The organism is 'Nostoc azollae' 0708, from assembly GCF_000196515.1.
GTDB lineage: Bacteria > Cyanobacteriota > Cyanobacteriia > Cyanobacteriales > Nostocaceae > Trichormus_B > Trichormus_B azollae.
In genome coordinates this window covers 5,227,777-5,247,340 of the sequence record NC_014248.1, presented here as the reverse complement: position 1 = coordinate 5,247,340, position 19,564 = coordinate 5,227,777, and the positions used below count along the sequence as shown (strand labels likewise).

Annotated in this window: 14 protein-coding genes and 5 pseudogenes; 7 read left to right on the top strand and 12 right to left on the bottom strand. The window is 38.0% G+C overall.

Annotated features, from left to right (window positions below; translation table 11 throughout):
* Positions 1 to 145: 145 nt before the first annotated feature.
* The 3 genes and pseudogenes from AAZO_RS32335 to AAZO_RS40270 form a co-directional block, all read right to left on the bottom strand.
* Positions 146 to 1,002: pseudogene (locus AAZO_RS32335) on the bottom strand (carotenoid oxygenase family protein); the annotation flags it as partial.
* 95 nt (positions 1,003 to 1,097) lie between these two features.
* Positions 1,098 to 2,462 carry a folate/biopterin family MFS transporter gene (locus AAZO_RS24380; protein ID WP_013193199.1) on the bottom strand — a complete coding sequence of 455 codons (1,365 nt, stop codon included), beginning with the start codon at positions 2,460 to 2,462 and terminating at the stop codon, positions 1,098 to 1,100.
* An 856-nt stretch (positions 2,463 to 3,318) separates the two neighbouring features.
* Positions 3,319 to 3,513 carry a hypothetical protein gene (locus tag AAZO_RS40270; protein ID WP_013193198.1) on the bottom strand — a complete coding sequence of 65 codons (195 nt, stop codon included), beginning with the start codon at positions 3,511 to 3,513 and terminating at the stop codon, positions 3,319 to 3,321.
* 619 nt (positions 3,514 to 4,132) lie between these two features.
* Between AAZO_RS40270 and xth the strand changes: the two genes are divergently transcribed.
* Together xth and AAZO_RS24370 are read left to right on the top strand one after the other, a co-directional pair.
* The gene (gene xth / locus AAZO_RS24375) at positions 4,133 to 4,915 is read left to right on the top strand and encodes an exodeoxyribonuclease III (RefSeq protein ID WP_013193197.1); all 783 of its coding nucleotides are present in this window, start codon (positions 4,133 to 4,135) and stop codon (positions 4,913 to 4,915) included.
* A complete protein-coding gene (locus AAZO_RS24370) occupies positions 4,916 to 5,185 on the top strand; it encodes a sunset domain-containing protein (protein ID WP_013193196.1) in 270 nt (89 codons plus the stop codon).
* 120 nt (positions 5,186 to 5,305) lie between these two features.
* Here the strand turns inward: AAZO_RS24370 and AAZO_RS40265 are convergent, their stop codons facing one another.
* Complete coding sequence (locus tag AAZO_RS40265) at positions 5,306 to 5,530, bottom strand: PIN domain-containing protein (protein WP_228371403.1); 225 nt, start codon at positions 5,528 to 5,530, stop codon at positions 5,306 to 5,308.
* The gene (locus AAZO_RS44680) at positions 5,493 to 5,645 is read right to left on the bottom strand and encodes a hypothetical protein (protein WP_476691486.1); all 153 of its coding nucleotides are present in this window, start codon (positions 5,643 to 5,645) and stop codon (positions 5,493 to 5,495) included. The genes AAZO_RS40265 and AAZO_RS44680 overlap by 38 nt, the downstream gene beginning before the upstream one ends.
* A 535-nt stretch (positions 5,646 to 6,180) precedes the next feature.
* Between AAZO_RS44680 and AAZO_RS24355 the strand changes: the two are divergent.
* Positions 6,181 to 7,446, top strand: a pseudogene (locus tag AAZO_RS24355) (IS701 family transposase).
* On the opposite strand, the gene AAZO_RS41900 reads toward AAZO_RS24355, so the two are convergent.
* Together AAZO_RS41900 and AAZO_RS41895 are read right to left on the bottom strand one after the other, a co-directional pair.
* Positions 7,369 to 7,674, bottom strand: coding sequence for a DUF29 family protein (locus AAZO_RS41900; protein WP_338027272.1), 306 nt, complete (start codon positions 7,672 to 7,674; stop codon positions 7,369 to 7,371). The pseudogene AAZO_RS24355 and the gene AAZO_RS41900 sit on opposite strands and share 78 nt — an antisense overlap.
* A gap of 134 nt (positions 7,675 to 7,808) precedes the next feature.
* Positions 7,809 to 7,946, bottom strand: a complete 138-nt coding sequence (locus AAZO_RS41895; RefSeq protein WP_266887189.1) for a DUF29 family protein — start codon at positions 7,944 to 7,946, stop codon at positions 7,809 to 7,811.
* A gap of 130 nt (positions 7,947 to 8,076) precedes the next feature.
* On the opposite strand from AAZO_RS41895, the gene AAZO_RS24345 reads away from it, so the two are divergent.
* A complete protein-coding gene (locus AAZO_RS24345; protein ID WP_013193195.1) occupies positions 8,077 to 8,952 on the top strand; it encodes an SDR family oxidoreductase in 876 nt (291 codons plus the stop codon).
* Between the two features lie 98 nt (positions 8,953 to 9,050).
* Positions 9,051 to 10,547: a beta-barrel domain-containing protein gene (locus AAZO_RS24340; protein WP_013193194.1), complete on the top strand. Its 1,497-nt coding sequence runs from the start codon at positions 9,051 to 9,053 to the stop codon at positions 10,545 to 10,547.
* 454 nt (positions 10,548 to 11,001) lie between these two features.
* Here the strand turns inward: AAZO_RS24340 and glgA are convergent.
* Together glgA and AAZO_RS24330 are read right to left on the bottom strand one after the other, a co-directional pair.
* Positions 11,002 to 12,430 (bottom strand): annotated as a pseudogene (gene glgA / locus AAZO_RS24335) (glycogen synthase GlgA).
* Between the two features lie 686 nt (positions 12,431 to 13,116).
* Positions 13,117 to 14,448: pseudogene (locus AAZO_RS24330) on the bottom strand (transposase).
* A 732-nt stretch (positions 14,449 to 15,180) separates the two neighbouring features.
* On the opposite strand from AAZO_RS24330, the gene AAZO_RS35940 reads away from it, so the two are divergent.
* Entirely contained in the window at positions 15,181 to 15,336 is a 156-nt protein-coding gene (locus AAZO_RS35940; RefSeq protein ID WP_013193192.1) for a hypothetical protein, read from the top strand.
* Positions 15,337 to 15,629: 293 nt separating this feature from the next.
* Here the strand turns inward: AAZO_RS35940 and AAZO_RS43025 are convergent.
* The 3 genes and pseudogenes from AAZO_RS43025 to AAZO_RS35935 all read right to left on the bottom strand — a co-directional run bounded on the left by AAZO_RS43025 (position 15,630) and on the right by AAZO_RS35935 (position 17,114).
* Positions 15,630 to 16,001 (bottom strand): annotated as a pseudogene (locus AAZO_RS43025) (cytochrome P450).
* 202 nt (positions 16,002 to 16,203) lie between these two features.
* Positions 16,204 to 16,437, bottom strand: coding sequence for a hypothetical protein (locus AAZO_RS43020; protein WP_049790945.1), 234 nt, complete (start codon positions 16,435 to 16,437; stop codon positions 16,204 to 16,206).
* A 431-nt stretch (positions 16,438 to 16,868) separates the two neighbouring features.
* A complete protein-coding gene (locus AAZO_RS35935; RefSeq protein WP_041642127.1) occupies positions 16,869 to 17,114 on the bottom strand; it encodes a hypothetical protein in 246 nt (81 codons plus the stop codon).
* A gap of 200 nt (positions 17,115 to 17,314) precedes the next feature.
* On the opposite strand from AAZO_RS35935, the gene AAZO_RS24310 reads away from it, so the two are divergent.
* Positions 17,315 to 19,528 carry a phosphoketolase family protein gene (locus tag AAZO_RS24310; RefSeq protein ID WP_013193191.1) on the top strand — a complete coding sequence of 738 codons (2,214 nt, stop codon included), beginning with the start codon at positions 17,315 to 17,317 and terminating at the stop codon, positions 19,526 to 19,528.
* Positions 19,529 to 19,564 lie beyond the last annotated feature (36 nt).

Genomic DNA, 19,564 nt, shown 5'->3' with positions numbered 1-19,564 from the left:
AAACTATCGTTATCAAAGGCAAAAGGCAACAATGAAGAGGGTTTTGGTGATTTTACTTCAAGTTACACATTTGGGATGCTTCCGTATCGAATCCCCGACTTCTTGGAGGAGTTGGGGATCTTATTTAGGAGTTTGTTGGGTTGCCTTAAGTTAATTGAATGAATATGTCTGGCGTAAACTTCCCATCTAAACCATAAGGAATATGATGTTTTAGATGTAGTTTTGCAACTGCACCTTTTTGAAAATTTTGAGCATCTAAGATGATTACATCTGAACGATGATGTTCTGTATCATAGACTAAAGATATTACCCAACCATCATCTTCTGATTGAGAGTTTGGACGAGAAATAAAAATAGGTTTACCTGTAAAACCGCATGGTGCACTACTCCATATTTCCTGTTACCCCGACTCTAAATCAAGTCTTAAAATTGCTTGTAAAGGCGCATTTCCTGTTAACTGATGAGCAGAAGCAGTATATTAATAACGGTAGGGTCTACCCACACATGATTCGGGTGAATAATGGGAAACTCAGAAGCCCGACTATCTATTAAGTTGCTTTGCACTTGATTTTTTTGTAAATAGAGATTAAAACGCCATAGTTGTCCTGGTGCATTAGCTTCAAAATTGGTTTGTCGATAATCACTATTTGCTTCCGAATCTGTTCATGATTCATAGCAAATAGAATCAATTACAATTTCGTTCCCAATTTCAAAAGCATTGACATGATGGGAAATAAATCCTGCTTTGGTTTCTAAAACTTTGATTCCTTGAGGTTGTGTTTCTGGCGTGCGAGGAATAACTATGATTTTTGTAGGTTGATTTTTCTTGAATTTAATACATTGTCCGGCGCTGGCTATTCCTAAAGTAAAGGACATGGGATTAAAATTAACAGGCTTTTGGAAGAAAATACAGTAATTTTCAGTAATTACAGAATCATGAATGAAGCAAAAACCAGGAACTTTATGCTTTTGTTTGCTGATAATTTCCTCAGGTGCATTTAGTACACTCCAGTATTTTGCTTGCATAGAAGTATGCATGATTTTGCTTTGCTAGGTGTTAAAACCAAAAATTAGGTTGGGTTTTTGTGGGCAATTAATTAATTATTAACTGAATTAGCTGGAAACGTTTTGATGTTGGTTTCTTCTGTATCTGACAAAAAGTTGAGAAATAGTAACGGTAAAAGGGCAAGTACATTAGTTATTATCACCAATATCCATAGGGTATCAAAGTTAGTATCTGTAATTCCTAACCAGTGCATAATTATCGCTCCAATTTCTTTGGAAATAGCTCCTCCTAAATTGAATATTGACATTAAGAGTGAAAATAATGTTGCTTCTATTCCCAAGGGACAAATTCTTGCTGCTAAGACCATGATGGGCATAAATGCAATTTGTCCCATGATGGCAAGAATTAAGCTATCTCCTAAACTAAACCAGTGGTCATCTATTCCTAATGCTCTATTTGTATGTGTAACTAACACTAACATTGTCATTCTCAATGCTGCGGAAATCACGATACTCCAACCACAAATGATGCGAAAAGAAACACTTTTAAAATAGCTTTGAAAAATCCAAATACCAATTAATGAGGCTAAGTTTGTGACTAAATGTACTCTGCCTAAGAATTCTGGTGCAAAGTGCAGTTCGTTGGTGAAGAAGTAGAAAAAAGCTGCTTCTCCACTAGGGGTAGATTGCCAGATAAATATAAATGCTGTGGGTATCCAAATTGCTTTTTGGGTAAAGGCTTGACCTAATTGTTTTATTTGAGTTGTGATGGTGAGGGGATGAGTTTGATCAGGCTGTTGTTGGATATCTTTGTTAACTGGTGTTTCATGAATGAACCAAGCTACTAGTGAGATAATTAACGGAAATATTGCAGTCACCAAAAATACTGTGCGAGTGCTGAAATATTCTAAAAGTAAACCGCTAAAATAGGCTGTAATTAAACCACCAAGGGCGGTAGTACCCCAACAAAGGGATTGGAGAGAACCTACTTGTGCTTGGGATTCTACTCTGGCACGTTCTACAACTAGGGAGTCAACTATTACATCACTGAAAGCGACGGAGAGGGAAGATAGTGCGATCGCAATTGTTGCAACCCAGGTACTATAAGCTAAAGTAGACAAACTCACCCAAGCAGCAGCCCCCAGTATTCCAGATAATACTAGATAGGGGCGGCGACGGTAGCCAAAGATTGGCAACCCATCGGAAATAAAGCCAAATAATGGCTTAATCATCCACGGTAGGGCAACTATGCCCAATAATACTGATACCTCAACTGGACTCAGATGCAATTCATCTTTGAGGAAGAAACTGATGGCTAGACGCGCTAACCCTAATATGCCTTGGACAAAGTAGACTACAAGAATCGCCATTAATTCTGGCTTAGGTTCATTACCCAAGAGAATTTTTTTGATTACTGAGTCTTTGACCTTGGACAAGCCAGAGGAGTGAATCAGCATTTGATAAATATTCTTTAAGTATTATCTACTTTTTTATCATATCTGGATAGGGATGAAGTTGACACTTATCAGTTTTTTCTATAAATAAAAACCCATTAGTTATTTAAACCAAAGAGCAAGCGTCATCTGTAGTTTGATGCTTGCCTTCAATTAATAGACCTCTTGCACAATTAATTTTATGTTATAATGGGCGTATATCTTTGTTTTAGTCAAAAGTTTAGAGTTACAGGGTTATGTTTGAATTAGTGATCGCAAAGAACACCAAAAATACATAGAATCTAAAACCCTCTATCATACCACAGAAACAATTTTGCAATAGGTCTAATATGCATTTGTTGTGTCCCACTCTGCTGATATTCAGAACGGTCAGCACCATAACATGTCACAGAATTCAAGGTCTATTTGTATCTGGGTTTTGCCAATACCTATACAGCAGGAGTCAGGAGTCAGGAGTCAGGACTAAAACTCTCTTGCTCTCTAGGTTTCAATTTAGATTCTGTACCTCATGGAGCTGCAATCTGCTGTAAGTAGGTGGGTGTTAAAAATTGTCGTTATGACAAGGCAAGAGGTGAACCAGAGCGGTCTTGGGAAGCCACTGCAGTGGAAGGATTTCCCGGCAAAAGCGGGGTGGCGTGGTTTTCCCCATGTAGGCGCTTCGCCTTCCCTCAGGGTCCGACTGGAGAACCCTAAGGGCAAGAGGCACTCATGCAATAGGGAAGAGGTTTTGGTCAGTTTTACTTTTCGTTACATACTACTCTCCAAGAAGCCGCTGCGTATCTACGGTTTTTTTCTGCCTTCCTACTTAGATTCCAGATGCTTTAGACTTTATGTCCTAACCTACGTAGGCTATTAGATATTAATCTACAGAAGTAACTACAGATGAAGTAACTACTCCTGTGTTACGGGATTCTAAATTATTCGATAAGCGACTCATGGTCAATAGCGGTACTTCTTGTCGGCACGACAGGCAAAACCAATATAGTTCACCATGACGAACATGACGCAGGATTGAACCACCGCAGCATGGGCAAGTATTCGCTCTATTACTCATACCAATGTCCTCCTAAAAAAGTTTGTTGTTGTAATTCAGAGAAAAAAATTTTGATTAAAGTCGACTGGATCTGTTGGTTTAAGTACCAACTACTCTGCTTGGTGATAGAAACTGGGATGCTATGCCTGACAGCAATCAGATTTTACTGCTGATCTTTTCTGCATCTTGATTAATTAGGTTGACATAACTTCTTACTAATCCTGAGATCATTTTATGGGGATAAAACATTTGTACTTACTGTTTGGAAATTTAAATTAACTTTTTTGAGTTCCAAAAGTGTAAACTGCATGTAATTTTGGTTAACTCTACCATCAATTCACTAACAGATATGTCAGAGGAGCAGTAATAGGTAATAATTAACGTCCCTTCTAAATTACAAGTGGACATTTAGTATTATCATCTATCTTGGGGATCATAATTAATTAAAATATTCTGTAGTCTAACTGACAATTTTTACTATTTTGTATTGCTGAATACGAATTTACTTCAGGGATCAATTAGTTATAGCCTACTTTGGGGTGAATGGCACCACAAACAAAAAAATTAACAATAGGAAATGATGACAAAAAATTTACAGTTTTTATATTTCTTGATTGGTCGTCATACTGATAAGTAACTAATGAAAATCGCTACTTGGAATGTCAACTCAATTCGTACACGCTTAGAACAGGTTATCAATTGGTTAAGTGAAAGTCCTGTTGATGTCCTGTGTTTGCAGGAAACGAAGGTTGTAGATAAGGATTTTCCCCTAATTTCCTTTGAAAACGTAGGCTATCATCCTTATATTTACGGACAGAAAGCTTATAACGGCGTTGCGCTCATTAGCCGTCAACCGCTGGAAAATGTGAGTATGGGTTTCTGTGCAATTTTACCAGAGTTAGAGCCACAATGGGACGAGCAGAAGCGGGTCATCACTGGTGTTATTGATGGAGTGAGGATTGTAAATACTTACGTTCCCAATGGTTCGGCGGTGGGAAGTGAGAAATATGAATATAAACTTGGTTGGTTAACGGTGTTGCGGAAATATTTGCAGGTGCTGTTGTTATCAGACCCGGCTATTTCTATGTGTGGTGATTTTAATATTGCTTTGGAAGATATAGATATTCATGATAAAGTGAAGATAGAAGATCATATTATGGCATCTGAACGAGAACGCCAAGCTTTAAGAGATATTCTTTCACTGGGTTTTGCTGATGCTTTTCGTAAGTTCAATAATGAAGGGGGAAATTATAGCTGGTGGGATTATCGGACTGCGGCTTTTAGAAGGAATTTAGGATGGAGAATAGACCATCATTATGTAACACCTGTTTTGTGCGCTCGCGCTCAAAGTTGTATTATTGATGTTGCACCAAGGAAGTTAGAACAGCCTAGTGATCATACGCCGGTGGTTGTAGAGTTTTAGTTGGGTATAGAGTTTAATAAAAAAATTATCGGTATTTCTGTTGCTCTTGGTTTTATGATTTTGGCAATGGAGTTGCAAGGTGGCCGTTCTCCATCTCTAATCACATCTTTCACCAAACCAGGATGCAAAATCAAAGGTAATATTTCCATTAACACCGGGAGAAGGTTTTATCATGTTCCTGGTGCAGAGGATTATGATTCAACAGTCATTGATCCAACAAAAGGAGAAAAATGGTTTTGTACAGAGTCAGAAGCCGTTGCAAATGGTTAGCGTAAAGCACCAAAGTAAAAGCACCAAAGTAAAATTTTTAAGTCTGTAAATTTGCTAATGCGATTGCCTACGGCAGCAATGGCATCCACCCATCAACGATAAAGAGATGGCCTGTTTTCATTAATCTTCAAAGATACTATCAAAAATTTCTCGCTTTACCCTGAAATTAACATCCCTAATTTGTTGGTTTAATCTATCTAAATCATAGATACTAATTTTACCATCTAGCTGTAATTTATGAATTACTGCTAAAGTTCCTTTAAGATTTAATCCTAACCTTACTGCTTCTTTTCTAGCTGCAAAGTCATCAAGAATAATATATATAGTTGGGTTGTAATTGTACACCTAAAATAATTGCCTCAGATTCTCCTATTCCTAAACGCTCATTTAACCGATTAGCTAAAGCAGCTAATTGTACTTTCTGTATTAATAATTTATCCTCACTGATTAGTGAATAAATATGTTTAGATGATTTATCTTGTTTAGCACTGATTTCTTGTATAACACTTTCTGGTCAGGAGAATTGAGATTCTAGTGTCGGAAATAAATCAAGAAAATCTAAACGAGATCAAAAAATTAAAGTGGAAGAATTAAATATTATTTTCATAATGCTTACCAGGTTTTTCCTGTAGCGATATCTTCAACTCTAAGATATGAAAAATCGATCCCCATTACTTCCAAAACTTCTTTCAAAAACATTTCTGTATCCATTTCCATTATTTCTGCTGCTTTATGCAAACTAATTAATCAAGATGTTCAAACGCCAAGTAGAAATATAAATGTTTCTTTTTGTTCTATGTTTTGGAATAATTGCACTTGGGAAGCAATTTCTCTAAGGGTAGTTTTGTGATTCATTTATCCCATACTTCTAAGTAGATATTGTAAATTTTACAAGTATATCAATTCTCACTGCTTTTATGGGGACTTAAACAAAAGTTAAGAGTAAAAAGGAGTATAGTGCGGTTTCGGTGTAGCTTTCACGTTAAAAGAATCTGATGAAAGAAACCACTGCCCCAGCAATGGCACCATGGTTTGAAAAATGGTGTTAAAGGTTTGATGGTGTATTTACTCATCAAGCCCAAAAAAGAGAGTTTAGACATGATTTAGGGGGATAATTGGGTGAAAGTGAGAGAAAAAACCTATTTGAAATGGCAGAGAATGCCCTAGGGGTGACCTACCACCGATTACACCACGTTTGAACTGAAGCACCTTGGTCCATTTCCCAAGTCAATGACCGTCGGTTAGAGATTATGAACAAGTATAGTCAGAGGAGAATCACCAGAGAACTTAGCTTAATAATTGATGATTCTGGCCATAGAAAAAGCGGGAATTTTAGGGATGGAGTAGGAAGACAATATATTGGAGAAATTGGGAAAAGGGATAATGGAATAGTAGTAGTAACAACACATCTATATGATGGCAGTAAAAGCTTACCACTAGATATAGAGTTATATCACCACGGCGATTATTTACCCAAAGGGAAACAAGACCCTCTATTTGAGAATAAACCTGAGTTAGGAATTAAATTAATAGATCTGACCTTAAGCCGTGGTAATCAACCAGGAATAGTAATTATAGATGCTGGATATGGCCACAATACATCTTTCTTATTAAAGATAGAAAATCGGCATTTAAAGTATTTAGGAGGATTAGCTAAAAATCCCAAAGTCCTTGCCAGTGACCAAGAGGATAGTCCACAAATAATTAGGTTAGATGAATTAGCACAAAGTTTACCCCAAGAGGCTTTTACAGAAATTCAACTGGAGTTAGATCAACCCAAAACATTATGGGTAGTAACTAAAGAAGTAGAAATATCAGCCTTAAGTGGAAAGGGCAATATTGCTATCTTCATCAAGGCTTCGACTTTCTCTCAAGCCACTGATATTGACTACTTTATGACCAATATTTCTTCATCAATTCTCATACCCCAATGGATAGTTGATACATATTCTCAAAGAAATCGGGTAGAACTTGTTTAGAGGGAAGCCAAGGGATGGTTAGGACTCAAAGAACATCAAGTTGGAGATAATAGCAGTTGACTGGGCCATTTTATTTTGGTTTTCTGTGCCTACACTTTTATTCTTTGCCATCAGTGGACTGGAGGATTAAGACCAAGGTGGGCTAAGAAACCTTTGAATACTTTTACTGCAGCTTTAGAAGCGTTTAGAACAGCCATATCTTTTCTATTTATTGATTGGTTCAACTGGAATCCGGACGTGTTTCCTTCTGATCAAGCCAGTTTGGGCTACATTTGGGCTTGATTTTTGTTTAACTCCCGCTAACTCACTTGTTTCACCAGGATAAAAGCGAGCATCCAATATTTCCGTCAAACTATAATGAGAATCAGAAGGAAAAGTGCGACTAGGTAAATCTGTTTCCCTAACAGCTAATTCCATACCTTTTAAATAAGTTTTACCAACCACCTCTTCGAAATAAGATTTCAAGTGAGGATTTTCTTCTAGTAATTCAATAGTATCTAAGCGTTTAATAGGAAGGGTTGCTAACGAACTAGGATTGGGGTGTTGTGGTTGAAATTGCTATTTTAGTTAATTTACAATTAAAATACTTAAACGATTTCGCGGTTCTTGGCATTGGTATTTTCTCAAAGATTTAATTTCTTTAATCACATTTTACAAGTCAATTTATTCCATTGATGGTTCCGTAGTAGAGAAACTTGTTCCTGTGTCCAAGCATAAAAGTCTCTTGTGTAGAGGCTGGATATAGCTATTGTGATCTTTGGATTTGTTTCTGGTATCTGCATCAGTTTTGTTTAACCCCAACATTTCCATTGTATGCAAAATAGTATAACTTCGGTTTTTAGGAATTTGCTGATTTCAAAATAGTGATTAAACTTAACTACATCAACAGCCCCATACTCAAATCCAAAACCTATGATTCTAGTCACTGGAGCAACGGTCGGAATTGGTCGCCGCGTCGTGCGCTTATTACGCCAACAACAGAAGTCTGTGCGGTCATTTGTTCGTCTCACTTCCCATTACAGCGAGTTAGAACACCGGGACTCAGATATCTTCATTGGTGATTTGCGACGAGAACAGGATATTCAGAAAGCTTGTCAGGGTGCAAAATATATCATTAGCGCCCACGGTTCAGGTAATGATGTTCTATCTTTAGATTATCGCGCTAATATTGAACTCATTGACCAGGCTAAAGTCCACGGTGTTGAACATTTTGTCTTTATATCCGTTTTAGGTGCAGAAAGAGGATATGAAGATACACCTGTGTTCAAAGCCAAACTAGCAGTAGAAAGATATCTGCAAAGTAGTGGCTTAAATTACACTATTTTACGCCCATCTGGATTAGCATCAAACCTGCTACCACTGGCGGAACAGTTTCGAGGAACGGGTTTGTATCTGCTCATAGGTGAACCAAAAAATCGTACATCTATTGTTAGTACCGATGATTTAGCCAGGATAGTTGTAGATTCTCTAACACTTCCAGATGCTCGTAATCAGATTTTACCAGTAGGAGGCCCAGAGATTTTATTACGTGAGGATATTCCTAAAATTTTTAGTCGCATTTTTAACAAAGAACCCATAATCATTAATGTCCCCTTATTCGCTGTTGATAGCTTCCGGGGTGCATTAGGTTTATTCAACTCCTCAGCACAAACAACTTTAGGAACTTTTCGCACTTTACTAGCTAATGAATTTTTCTGTACATCAGGAGAAATTGCCAATTTAGAAAGGATTTATAACTTTCAGTTGGAAACTGTAGAAAAGTTTTTGTGCCGTTATTTAGCAATTTGAATTTGGTAATGGGTAATTGGTTATTGGTTATTAAGAAATAAGCCATTACCCATTACCCATTACCCATTACCCATTACCCATTACCCATTACCAAATATATGAAATATTCCCTCGCTGCAAATGCTGTTCAAGCACGTCAAACAAAAGAGAGATTCGCAAAACCAGAGGAACAATTATCTTATGAATTAGGTAAAGCTGTACAGGAATTACCACCGCTATATGCAAGATTATTAGCGGGAACAATTAGCGTGATTATATTTGGCACAATTTCCTGGGCGCATTTTTCAGAAATTGATGAAGTAGCGACAGCACCAGGAGAATTAATTGCTTCTACTCAAGTTAGACCAGTGACATCTTTGGGTAGTGGATATATTTTAGCAGTGAAAGTCAAAGAGGGCGATCACGTTACCAAAGATCAAATTTTAATAGAACGTGACCCCAACTTACAACAAACCGATGTTAACCGACTGGCTAAAGCTATTAAATTAATTGAGGATGACTTGCAGCGTTTAGAAGCAGAACGTATCCGCGAAAAAACTGCCGGAACAAAACTGCAAGACGAACTTTTAAATTCTCGTTTATTAGACTACAAAGCCAAACAAGCAGCAGCAGAAGCAGAAGCACAACGCCAACTTTCAATTATCAATCAAGCAAAAGTTCGTTTAAGTCGCTTACAAGAAAATTTAGCCAACGCCCAAACCAGCTTTACTAATGCTCAAACTAACCTAGTGAATGCTGAAGGCATCCGTGCTAAAGTTGATAATAATTTAACCATAGCTCAAAAAAGAGAAGAAAATCTCCGCGCTTTATTAAATCCCGGTGCAGTTCCCAGAGTTGATTATTTAGAAGCACAGGAAAGATTAAATCGTGCCAGTACAGACATTATTAAAAGCTCAGATGAAGTAACTAATACCAAAAATAGACTGACAGAAGCAAAAGATAAAGTTAGATCTTTAGAAAAAGATATTGCTGCTCAAGACCAAGAAATTCGCCAAGCAGAACAAGCTTATCAAGCAGCACGTAATCAAGGCTTACGTTTAGCATCAGAACGCCAAAGTGAAATTTTAACCCAAATCAATAAACGCAAAGAAGAATTAACTAATGTTGCGGGTCAATTAGAACAAGCAAAAATGCAGAAAGATAGGGAAACTATTAAAGCACCTGTCGCGGGAACAATTTACAAAATTAAAGCTACTAAAGGTCCCATTCAATCTGGTGAAGAATTGCTATCAATTGCACCAGAAGGTGAAGAAATGCTTTTAGAAGTAAAAGTTCTTAACCGCGATATTGGCTTTATTCGTCAGAATATGAAAGCAAAAGTTAAATTAGAAGCTTTTCCTTTTCAAGAATTTGGAGTTGTTGATGGTGAGGTTTTACAAATTAGTCCCAATGCAGTAGTTGATAAAGACTTGGGTTTAGTTTTCTCAACCAGAATTAAATTGACTCAACATTCAATGAATCTCCGAGGACAAGAAGTGGAATTTACTCCAGGAATGGCTGCGAATGCAGAGATTATCACTCGTGAGAAATCAATTCTGACCTTCATAGTTGAGCCAATTACCCGCAGGTTTAGTGATGCTTTTTCTGTTAGATAATTGGAGAGAATTGGAAATTATTTCTGAATTAGTAGGGGGAAACCGCAATGCTAAACCCTTCTCTTGTAGGGTGCGTTAAATGTCAAAATTCTGTCGATTGTAAATGAACTATGGAGTCTGATGCACGCCAATACTACGGGAGCATCCCAATTTTGCAAAAATATCATAAATCGTCATTCTGTTAGCGAAGCGTGGCGTAACCGATAGGGAACGGAGTGAAGTGAAGAATCTCCGAAATGCTAGAGCCTCCGGCACGCTTCATGAACATTGCGCTGCGCTTCATACCCTGCGGGAAGCAAGCTACAGCATGACAATAAACTTACACATTTGGGATCCTCCCAATACTACTAATATGCCAGTGGTGTAAGTTGTGACATAATCGATAACTCTGCCAGAATTACCACTTATGTCTAATCCAGTCGTAAATTTCTAAATATTCTGCTCCGGGTATATTCTAACAATAGTCGTATTGCATACCCTCAGTAGCTAGTTTTTGGAACTGTTCAGGTTGCTGATATCACAAATCAATAGCTCGTCCCATTGCTGATTCCAGTGCTTGGTTATCCATTTGATGAAATACATAACCACTGGGTTTTTCTGGCGGTAAATTTTGATCGTAATCTCGGTCAAAAACTGTATTTACTAACCCCCAATACCACGCACAATGGGTACTGTTACCTATTTGAAACCGATCATTTGAGTTAACCCACAGGCTTCATAATTACTGGGAACAACAATCATGTCTGCACCAGCATAAATGAGGTGGGATAATTCTTCATTAAAACCCAGTTCTAAATGGACATCTGGGTTAAATTTCAAAAATTTTTTCTCATGTTGGAAATGAGCATTTATTGCTGGTTATCTGGCTGAACCTAGTAATACAAACTGCGCTCCTTTGCTCAAGGCGTAATACATAGCATGATGTACAAGGTGTACGCCTTTTTGATTATCTAATCGACCAATATAAGCCGGGTTTATCACCATGATATAACATCAGTTTTTCTCGTAAAGCTTTCTTGTTATATGCTTTTTGTTCAAAAAAATCCCAATTATAGTTATGGGGGATGTAACGGTCAATTTCAGGATTCCAAAAATCATAGTCAATCCCGTTGAGAACTCCAGTGAATTTCTCTTTTTGTAAATGCAATTTATAACCTAAACCGCAACCGACTTCATTCACTAGTTTGGGCTTCTACAGCATGATGTGGTGAAACTGTGGTGACTGCATTAGAGTAAATAATTCCCCCTTTCATAAGGTTCAAAGCAAAGGGATTAAAGTTATCACGCAGCTTATTATATTGGAAGTAATAAGATGCTTCATTTAAAGCAGTTGCTTGGAGAGTTCCCACACCACCCATACCTTGATGTTTAAAATTGTGAATGGTGTAACAAACTCGTTGATATTCCATGCCATGATATTTGTAAATTTCATACAGCATGATGGGAATTAAACCGGTTTGCCAGTCATGACAATGGATGATATCTGGTTTTTTATTGCTTCTGAGCAGAAATTCTAAAGCTGCTTTACTGAAGAATGCAAACCGCATATTGTCATCATCACAACCGTAATAACAACCGCGATGAAAGAAGTTGTCCTGACTGTGTGTGTGGTTGAATAAAGAAACAAACCCGACCATGTACCCAACCGCAGTATATAGAACAGTGGACTGCTCCGCCATACCAGGGTACCCACAGGTTGAGGTAGGCATCATGGAGCCCCCAAATATGGTCGTATCGCATACAATCGTACACGGATAATATCAGTTCGACTCTATTTCCCCAACCTTCTAATTCCCTCCTGAGTTGGTAAACAACATAACATCCCCTAACCCTCCGGCTTTAATCACAGGAGCGCATTCTGAGGTAATCTGTACAATGTACATTCCTAGCCCTCGCTTCATAAAACTTTATGCTTACTATATAGTAGTATATGAAAAATGTACTCATTGATAACCGTGTGCGGGGATGATGGAGCACTGGAATGAACTTTTGGGGATGGGGTGCAGTGTGTGGGTCTTCTGTAAGCGTTAGCAGCTCGACTTAGGCTTCACCGAACAATGTAGGGTGTATTACTGATTTGTGTAAGATGTGAGCATGAAAATCTATCCTCAGTATTAGTATTAACGAATTAAATTTCTAGACAAAATCATTGGATTTATGTCTTAAAAGGTGATGTTTAAAACCTAATTGTATAAAAATCATGTATCAATTTAATTTGGTTATTTCAATAGACGAATGTGAAAAATTTAGACAAAATTCTGTGATTTTATTCCTGATATAGGACTCTGGTTTGATTACTGATACCACAGCGTGCCCTAGGCATAAATACTTGTTTAGGCAGGCAAGAGGCAAAAGGCAAGAGGATTCCAGAATATTAAGGTGTACGGAGTTTTGTATGGCTACGCCACCCAAGCTATCAAAAATCAAATAGGAGTCCTATATTTAGTATTTCTATACTTAGGAGAACAGTATTTTTGATATTGGAATTTTCTATGATAGGAGTTTATTAATATAAAAATATATAAACATGGAAGTTTAATTTATCAATACCTTCGCCAAATTACGAGGATTAAACGGCTGTAGAAATATTATGAATACGACCAAGAGAGGTAAGTTTGGCAAAAATCTGGGCTAATAAAATAGGGTCTGGCGGTTGCGGAAGCATTTTTAACATTTCACGAACATATTGAAAACCACGACAGTAAGCCTTCAGATTAACAATGTCTGCACCAGAATTATCTTGACGAAACTAAGCTAGAAGATAATGGGACAAATTGACTATGAAAAAAGAAAGATTAGCAGGATTACTCACCGCAGTTTGACCCAGATTCATAAAATCTTCCAATCCCCAAAACTCCTTGGCATCCCGAAAATTAAATTCGATTTGGAAACGAAGTTCGTAGTAGTCGATTATTTTCTCATATGATAAATAATGGTCACTAGAAAACAGAATTATGTGACTGCGAGCATTAGTTTTCAGATTTGTTTTCACCAAAATAACTACATTCAGGGATTGGGCAAATTCTTTGTGGCATAAGGTGGCTTGCTAAGTATCGGTTTGGATATCCTCTTCAATACTAGTGTGACGCAAATATGCCCCAGGAATATTACGCCAGTCCAACTTCTCTCCGTATTTACGACGCGAACGATGATGAGGATCAGCATTGTGATTAAGTTATATATAACGCTGAATCGTGGCGTAAGTTTGAAATTATGTGCAAGTTTACCTGCCGAGCCATCTGCAAAGCATTATTATTTCCAAAGTGACCGTCCAAAACTAAGTATGTGAGGGAAATAAAGTTAGCTATTAACTGAAATAGCTCTTTAATCATCTTCTCTATTCTGAGTAATTCTGATGTGAAAATCACTTCTGTTTGATTTTGATTTTTACTTCCTTTTGGTCGTCCTCTTCCCCGTTTATCTTGAGGTTTTTTCCTGGGCTTGGTAAGCCACTACTTTTTTCTAAATCGCTCTTGATTATCTGTTCTATCTGAATTGAAAATGACTGTCTTTTTTCCACACTTACTAATGAGAACGTAAAGAAACATACTCCTGATACTGGGTTGCTTAATAGACTAGATTAGAATCTATCTAACCCATATGTTTTTTTACCTGCTTTAGTGATTACTACCTCGTCTCCTGCCAGCAAATAAACATCATTTGGGCAAAACAAATGCCGAGGAAAAAATACCCAAAACACTGTTGCCCAAGGTATGACTGTGTGAAAGAATCTCCTCACTGTGCGATAACTACCTCCCATAGCTGCCCAACGGGAGATTCCCAACATCGTTACTCGTCCGTTCATGGCTCACATGGCCACCATGATCCTGCTCAACTGCCGCATCGTCGTCACTTTTATCTCTGGTAGCAGGCATTGCAATAGTGATAGTATGTCGAACATGGGCTGTGTGTGGCTTTCGAGTTGTTGTTTTGGAAGACTATAACTCTACTACATCAGCCCTCTCTCTTCATACTCTTTTTTTTGGCTAAGGTATTGATTTTTGAGACATAATTATTGTATTTATGTCCTGTAAGTATATGCACAAAGCTTTATTTATATGGGAATATTAATTATATTATTTTTAATTTAGTTGCCTAATCCAAATAAGGTGGAATTCACATTTAGCTGAGAAGATCAAACAATGAGAAAATATTAATTGCAGACTTAAATATTAATCATGTGAACAGCCTTTTTTGTGAGCTATCTCAGGCTGAAATAGAGACTGTATATGGTGGTAGTGGTGGGAGTATTAATAATTATTAACTCACTAGTAATAGTGGAGACACAACAGTTGGAGCATCGCCTACTATTGAAACAGGTACTATCCATGGTAATTAAGATTAGCACTGTATATATGTCCAGATCAACAAATATTTGGATAAATTCTTGGTAATTAATTATTTTATTAAAGTGATGAAACTACAAAAGTTTTAGTTATAGGAACAGACAAGGCGGTTAGGACATTCTTGAAAGCTGATGATACGGTTTTTACTTTTGCCTCTTGCGTTCTGCCTTCTGCTATTTTTGGGGCAAAATACTGTTTTTTTATGGCATTTGTTGTCAGAGATTTTACCCACCATAAATTTTTACACCTGCTCATTTCTGGATTGTTAAATTAAGACAATAGCTGCAATGATGAATACTGAGTTATCTTCTGTTGAAGTCAATGGACTTTTTCATCAATTAACTTTAGAAGAAATAGAGTTAATATCAGGAGGTAATACTCTTATTCATTTATGGAATAGTGGTTTAAGTAATCTCTATCTTGGTAAGATTACTGATAAGTGAAATTGTTTGCAAAGTGCATATTAAAAACCATTAACTGTTTACAATAACAAGCTTTTCGCCGTCGATTTCTCGCAAATTGATGTCTATTTACTAGTATACTAATTTCTAGGGGTTAAAGGTTAGTTAACACCAAATCTTAACCCCTTAGTAATTAAACTGCTATAACAAGCTTTTCGCCGTCGATTTCTCGCAAATTGATGTCTATTTAGTAGTATAATAATTTGCGGAGGTTAAAAGTTAGTTTATACCAAATCTTAACCCCTTAGTAATTAAACTGCTATTGTCTCTAAAGTTCAAGATTGTTGCTGACGAGGACCTAGACAAATCATTTTAATAGGTTTATTTGGACCTGTCACCAAACCACAACCTTTTGGTTTAACTTCAAGAGTATTAACTAGTTCCATTTCCCAACCTTGAAGAATTTTAGCTAGTGCTAATCCCATTTCAAATTGAGCAAGTGCTAGACCAATACAACGTCCTGCACTAGCCGCAAATAGTGAAAATTGTTTTTCTAAAAAGCGTTCTGTGTTAAATTATTTAGGGTTGGGATAAATATCTTCCCGTTGGTGGGTTAAATAAATTGAACCCATGATGACTGTACCTGGTTCTAATTCATGACCATCTACAGAAATAGGTGTTTTGACTCGTCTAGGAAAAGTTAACATCCCCACTGGGTAACTGGCTAGGTTTCTTTACAAACGGCGGTGAGATAAGGTAATTGAAAGATGGCGCTGGAGTCTGGATTTTCAGTTAAACTATCCAGTTCTGCTAGTAACTATCGCAGTTGCTGTGGTTTCATGACCAGCTACTAATAAGGTCATTAACTCATCACGTAATTCTAGATCACTCATAGGTTCACCAGCTTCATCAGTTGCCAGCCCTTGCGGCCATGAGTAAGCTAAGGATATCTGTGCAGGATGGGTCAGGATTTTCGCGTCGTTGCTGAACTTCTTCATACAGGAGTTGGTCGGCTTTATTTTGGCGCTGTTGCTGTTTTTCCCAAAATTGGAACATACCAATCAAATTTTGTAGGGCGGGAAAATAAAGTAAGGCCACTCTCCATACCCCACTAGCTAACTCTAAAATTTCACATAGTTTCACATAGTAGGTGCTGTAGTTTTTCGGCACGTTCTCCTTCATATAGTCCAAATACAGCTTGCATCATCATCCGCAGGGTAATATCTTGGGTTACTGTTCGCACGTTCAAGGATTTATTTATTAGACCTCTTGCAAAATTGTTTCTGTGGTATGATAGAGAGTTTTAGATTTTATGTATTTTTGCTGTTCTTTGCGCTCGCCAATTTAAATATAACCCTGTAACTCTAACTTGTGGCTAGAACAAAGATAAATCCCCATTATAAAATAAAATTAATTCTGCAAGAAGTCTATTGGCTGTTTATTCATGACTTTCTCGGTGATATAGTTAATTACGTCAGCATAAGTTCGCATTCTTTCCTCATGTAAGGGAGGCATCATTAACTGCCGTTGACGCTGTTGTTCTTTACCACTTTGGGAGATGACTGAATTTTTACCTAGTAAATTTCAAAAATGTTATTCAATTCTCCTGGTGCTCCTAACTCTTTAGTATCCTTGCTTAAAAAGTGCTGCATCACTTCAGGAGTATGGATAAACACTAAAGGAAGTAAATTGTTTTGCAACTTGAGAGTGAAAACATGACTGTCAATTTTAGCACATTCTTCCATGTAGGGCATGGGACCAAATACCCAGCGTAGCATTTGCAAGGTGGCTGGGGTTTTGGGTTCTTTTGGTAGAGGCATAAAAATTTTTTTACTAGATGTACGTCTTTTCTTAAAAATTAAGTTAACTGGAAATAATTAGTTTTTCTAGGTTGAGTATTTAAATTACTTATCCTGATGTGGGAAAAAAGGAATCTACTGTTACAACCTGAAAGTTGTAAAATTTTGGTGACATTAAACGAGCTTATCCAGTTTATTAGCTTTTTATTAAGGTACTCAGCATGACAGCTACTACGACAAAGGCATCTTCCGCAGTTCCAAATTTTTGTGAAGGGATACAATATTTTAGGGAAGCACTGCCAGATTTTGACACTTATGGGACAACGCCGGCGATCGCATCTGGTAAAGTAGCTATATTAAATCCTACCGATACAAATGCAGTTTATCAAACCTTACTCGCTGCCGATGCCCTGCGGTACTTAACTCTTCAAATCACTGGTAGTAAGGCTTCTGGACATCCCGGCGGTTTTGCCAGCCAAGCGGAAGCTTATGCAGCTTTGGTCATGCTGGGACATAAAAATATTATCACCGAAGTGGGACATCACGCCCCTGGTTTCTATAGTGCCATGTTCTTAGACAGGTCTTTAGAAGACATGGGCATTTTTACAGTACAACAATTGCGTGATCGCTTTCGAGAAAAGCATGGATTATTAGGACACCTTTCCGGCTACATTCCCGGTATCCTTGCACCAGCAGGCCCCTTGGGACAAGGACAACATTTCGCTATGTCTGCTGCACTCCTGCACCGTGAGAAACTCTTCCCCTTCACCGTGGGAGACGGGGGACTGGGTGAACCCTATATCATGAGTTCAATGGCGCATTTTAACACTGCTTACCCCAGTGTCACCAACTTCTTACCGGTGTTAGTGTGGAACGGTTATAGCCAAGAACACCACAGCATGGTATCTCAGAAAACCAACGAAGAGATGATAGCCTACTGGCAAGGTAACGGTTTTAGCGAAGTCGTGTTAGTAAATGCCAAAGATTTTGACGACCAAAATCAAGACGGTGACTATGTTGATAGTACCGCATTTTCTTTTGATAACCGCCTAGATTTTACCAAAGCGGTATTAGTAGGAATGGATAAAGCTGAACGTTCTGCACTTAGCGGTAAATTGACAGTATTTATTATCAAACAACTCAAAGGTGCAGGGGTTCACGCCTTGGGTGCAAAATCACACAACCTCTATCCTAAAGATACTTTAGACGCGCCCCATATCGTTACCGCTTTACAAAAACGGGCATTACCTGTGGAAGCATGGGAAACAGTGCGAACAAATGCCGAACGTGCGGGAGGTGGTCCAGCAGCAAAAACCGCAGTGACAGAATTTGAATTACCCTTAGCAGATTTAGGGGAATTACCATTAGAAGAATATACAGTTGGCGGAAAACCAAAAGTTGCGACAACCGCAATGGGCAGGTTAGTAGGAATAGTTGGAAATAAGGATAAAAATTTCCTAGTTACTAATGCTGATGGAAACGAAGCATCAGGAATTGCTAACATTAACCAAGCTTTAAAAATCAATCACCCCACCACCGATGATTTATATAATCAAGCCCCAGGTGGTCAAGTTTACGAACCTTTGAGCGAAGATGCTTGTGCAGGTTTAGCCGCTGGTTTATCCTTAATGGGTGCGAGAACTCTGTGGTGTTCTTACGAATCTTTTGCCATCAATGGTTTACCAATTTGGCAAACAGTTACTCAAGCGATGGCAGAATTACGCCGACAAACTCCCTCGACCATTACATTATTTACAGCCGGGGCGTTAGAACAAGGACGTAACGGTTGGACTCACCAAAGACCAGAAATTGAAGCTTATTTTGCCTCTTTGATGAGAACAGGAAATATATTCCTATTATTTCCTCCAGATGCTAACAGTATTCAAGCTTGTTATGACTGGGCTTTGAGAACAAAAAATAAGGGCATTGTCATAACTGCCAGTAAATCTCCTTTGCCAGTTCGTAGCACCTTTGCCCAAACTGAAAAAGGCTTAATTGATGGTGCAGTATTATTACATGAAGTCCCTGGTGGTAAGACAGTTGTATTTGCTGTAATTGGCGATATGACATTAATTCCTGCTTTTGAAGCGGCGGCATTTTTAGAAACTGAAGGTATTGGTGTGAAGATTGTTTCTATTATCAATCCCCGCCGTTTATATCGTCCTTATGATACTGCTTGGGAGACTTGTTCTGAACCAGATGGTGGTTTTTTAAGTGATGCCGATTTTGAGCAATTGTTTGGTGGAGATGCCTTAATTGGTGTGACAGGTGGTGCTGCAGCGATGTTAGAACCAATCATGTTACGCAGTAATTCTAAACGTGATACTTTCGCCTGGAAACGTGGGGAAACTACCGCGAGTGCCGGTGAGTTGATGGCGTTTAATGGGTTGACTGCGGAAGCATTGACTAAGCGGGCTATTGAGTTAGCGCATTAAATAATACAGGCAGTACAATGTAGTAAACCCCATGTA